Source organism: Anaerolineae bacterium, assembly GCA_014360855.1.
In the GTDB taxonomy this organism is placed as follows: domain Bacteria; phylum Chloroflexota; class Anaerolineae; order JACIWP01; family JACIWP01; genus JACIWP01.
In genome coordinates this window covers 1-3576 of sequence record JACIWP010000200.1, presented here as the reverse complement: position 1 = coordinate 3576, position 3576 = coordinate 1, and the positions used below count along the sequence as shown (strand labels likewise).

5 protein-coding genes and 1 pseudogene (1 of these 6 only partly in view) are annotated in these 3576 nt (G+C 62.2%); all 6 read left to right on the top strand.

What is annotated here, in order from left to right:
- Positions 1-11: pseudogene (locus H5T60_10775) on the top strand (hypothetical protein) (it extends 220 nt beyond the left edge of the window).
- Between the two features lie 60 nt (positions 12-71).
- The gene (locus H5T60_10770; protein ID MBC7242914.1) at positions 72-821 is read left to right on the top strand and encodes an EamA family transporter; all 750 of its coding nucleotides are present in this window, start codon (positions 72-74) and stop codon (positions 819-821) included.
- 28 nt (positions 822-849) lie between these two features.
- Positions 850-1497: a CBS domain-containing protein gene (locus tag H5T60_10765; GenBank protein MBC7242913.1), complete on the top strand. Its 648-nt coding sequence runs from the start codon at positions 850-852 to the stop codon at positions 1495-1497.
- 212 nt (positions 1498-1709) lie between these two features.
- Positions 1710-2339 (top strand): GntR family transcriptional regulator, encoded by a 630-nt coding sequence (locus tag H5T60_10760; protein ID MBC7242912.1) that lies wholly within the window; start codon positions 1710-1712, stop codon positions 2337-2339.
- A gap of 182 nt (positions 2340-2521) precedes the next feature.
- Positions 2522-3250 (top strand): GntR family transcriptional regulator, encoded by a 729-nt coding sequence (locus tag H5T60_10755; protein ID MBC7242911.1) that lies wholly within the window; start codon positions 2522-2524, stop codon positions 3248-3250.
- A 64-nt stretch (positions 3251-3314) separates the two neighbouring features.
- Positions 3315-3576 (top strand): hypothetical protein (locus H5T60_10750; GenBank protein MBC7242910.1); only part of this gene is annotated, 262 nt, incomplete at its 3' end.

Below are 3576 nucleotides of genomic sequence, written 5' to 3'. Positions count from 1 at the left end.
CCTCCGCATAGCGGGTTGGCCGCAGGAGATTTTCTTCCGGCTCCATCGGGCTGGCTATCCTAAAGCCGGCAATGCTCCGGGTAGAGCGGCGCGACCTGCCGGCGCTGATCGGCCTGGGCGCGTTCAGCATCGGGACGTTCCATGTGCTCTGGAACCTGAGCGTGTGGACCAATGGGGTGGCAGTCGCCACGGTCCTGCAGGAGGCCGCGCCGGCCTTCGTCACCGTCATGGCCTGGCTCCTGTGGCGCGAATCCATAGATGCCGTGAAAATCATCGCCATCATCGTCACCTTTGTCGGCTGTGTGCTGGTGGCGCGAGTGGATATATTGGGGCAGGCATCAGTTACCTGGTTGGGGGCATTGATCGGGCTGGGAAGCGCCATCACCTACGGCAGTTTCAGCCTGTTCGGCAAGAAGGTCGCCGGCAAGTACTCCACCTGGACGATCTTGACATACGGTTTTGGTTTTGGTATGCTGGTGTTGTTCCCACTGCAGTTCCTGGCACCGGGGCCGTGGCCGCTGATGACGCCGGCACGCTGGTGGTTCATTGCGCTCATCGCACTGCCCACCATCGTTTCCTTCAGCATTTACACGCTCGGCCTGCGCTACCTGCCGGCCAGCATCGCCGCCATCGTCGCCATCTCCGAGGTGGTGTTTGGGGCGGTGTATGCCTACATCTTCCTGGGCGAACGCTTGGAATGGCTGCAAATTGTCGGTGCGATATTGGTCATTGCCGGCGTAGTCTCCCTGTACCTGCCCAGCCTGCACGCCAACGCACAAGCACGGCTTCAGCCGGCGAGCAGTACCAAAGGCCAGACCTGATCTCCCAATTTATTAAGGAGGTTGCGCCATGTTTGTCCGAATCGAAATGACGGCCCATCCAGTGACGATTACCCCTGACCGACCGGTCTACGAAGCCCAACGGGTAATGAAGGAGAATAACATCCGCCACCTGCCCGTGGTCAACACCAAGGGCGAGCTGGTGGGACTTGTCACCCGCACCAGCCTGCAGGAGGTCATGCCCTCCAAGCTGACCACCCTCAGCATCTGGGAGCTGAACTACGAGCTGAACAAGATCAAAGTCGAACAGGCCATGGTGCGCGATGTCATTACCACCACGGAAGACACGCCCATTGAGAAAGCCGCCCGCATCATGCTGGAAAAGAAGATCGGCTGCCTGCCGGTCATGCGCGGCAACCGCCTGGTGGGCATCATCACCGACATTGATCTGATGCGCATGATGGTGGAACTGTTGGGGGCCCGGGAACCGGGCATCCGCATGACCCTGCGCATCCCGGACTGCGAGGGGGAGTTGGCGCGCGTGACGAATGCCATCGCCAAGCTGGACGGCTACATCGGCGCGCTGGGCACCTACCCCACGGACGACCCTGACAAATGGTGGCTGTTGGTCAAGGTGCGCCACGTGGACAAGGACGCGCTCGTGCAGGAGATCCAACAGCTCGAGGGCATTGAGATCGTGGACGTGCGGGAGGATTGACGGACGCCCCCACGCGTGGGGACTGCGCCGGCGCGGGATGGCCAGGCAAGACCGCCCTCGCGCCGGCTTGTTATATCCCACTGCCCCGGCACGCCGGATTTGTCAAACCCCCGGCGTATTGTATATAATAAGGTTCGTGAAACATCACACGTTTCGCGCCGGTATATTGATCGGCGCGTGCCAATATGATAGAGACTCGAGAGTGAGGATATATGTGTCCAACGGATTACAGCATCGCACGGGATAAGATACGAGAGCGGATTATCTCTTTACAACTGCCCCCTGGCTCGGTCATCAGCGAGGCCCAGCTCATGGAGGAGCTGGGCTTGGGACGGACCCCCATTCGTGAGGCGCTGAAGCTCCTCGAAGCGGAAAACCTGGTGGTCATCGTGCCGCGCCGCGGCATCTTCGTCTCCGAGATCGGCCTGAATCACCTGCATCAGATTTATGAAATGCGCATGGCATTGGAACCCCTCTCCGCCCGTTTGGCGGCCATGCGCATCACCCCATCGCGCCTCTCGCAGTTACAGCTCTGCTCGGCGGAGATGGGACACACCGACAACCTGGACATTCCCACCGTGTTCCGTGTGGACCGAGCCTTTCACCGCCTGCTGGCAACCGCATCGGGTAACGAGCTGCTGGTGCGGGATGTGACGCGCCATTACAACCTGGCACTGCGCCTGTGGAACTTGGTGCAGAGCCGGCTGACGCCGGCGGACCTGGCCGTGGATACCCATGTGCGCCTGATCGAGGCCGTCGCGAATCATGATGCGGACGAGGCGGAAGCGGTGATGCGCGAGCATATTGACCGCTTCAACCGCCGCATCCGCGAGCTGTTGTGACAGGGCCGGCGGCCCCTCCTCACCAGCCATTTTCCCCAAGCCAACCGAAAATGGGCCTCCCGTGAGCCGGCTCCCGGGAGGCCGTTCATTCCCTTCCGACGGCACTTGACAGCCGGCCAAAACCGGGTAAAATTTCGCCGTGAGCGAATACGGTATTTCGTATGCAAAAGGAGAAGATAGGCGTGGACGAATGGGATGAGGGGGAACTCCGAGAAGAACCGCCCCCGCTCGAACTGATGCTGCTGCGGGAGGCCCCGACACGCATCATCCGCCAGAGCCTCAGCCAGCAGGCCGGCGAGGCCATCAAAAGACGCATCCTCTCGCTCGACCTTCCGCCCGGCACCCGGTTGGTGGTGGACGTGCTGGCCGAAGAAATGGGCGTCAGCCGCACCCCGGTGCGGGAGGCCCTCCGCGAGCTGGTCAGCCAGGGACTCGTCACCTATGACGGCAACAGCTACACCGTCACCCGCTATACCCGGCGTGACGTCGAGGAGATTTTCGCCATCCGGCGCGCGCTGGAGGTCCTGGCGGCCCGCCAGGCGGCGGAGCGAATCTCCCCGCAGGCCCTGCAGGAACTGCGGGCGCTGTGCGAGGAAGGGGTGCGCCGGCTGCGCGAGCGCGATGCCAAATTCCTGGTGGAGATGGACTGCCGCTTCCACGAGATCATCGCCGAACAAAGCGGCAACACCCGACTGCAGTCCATGTTGGCCAGCCTGCGGGATCAGGCCTGGCTCATCCGCCGCTGGGGCTTCATGAACCGGCTGGCGGAATATGTCGAAACCGTCACCGTGGCCGAACACTTGGCCATCCTGGAACGGCTGGAAGCACACGATCCGGACGGGGCCGCGGCGCTGATGGAGGAACACCTCTTGCGCGGGGAACAGCGCACGTTGGAGTGGTTGGGGCTGTGAAGCCCGCCGGCACCGGCACATACGCCGGCATCCACCACGCACTATTTCGCACCAGGGGGAAACCATGATCACCACTGAAGCTGTTGAGACCGATTTGCGCTCCCGCATCGCGGCGGAGCGGGAACGGGAACTGCATCTGCCGGCGGACGGCGTCTATCAGCGCATCGCCGCCGGCGATATCCTTCGCGCCACCGGCAAACTGCTGTTCCATACCCCACCCGCCCAATTCCCCGCCCTGCTCAAGTCCATCCTGGACACCCTCGTGGACCTGTACCCAGGCGCCGATGACATATTACGCCGGCACATGCTGGAATTCCTGGTCAAGA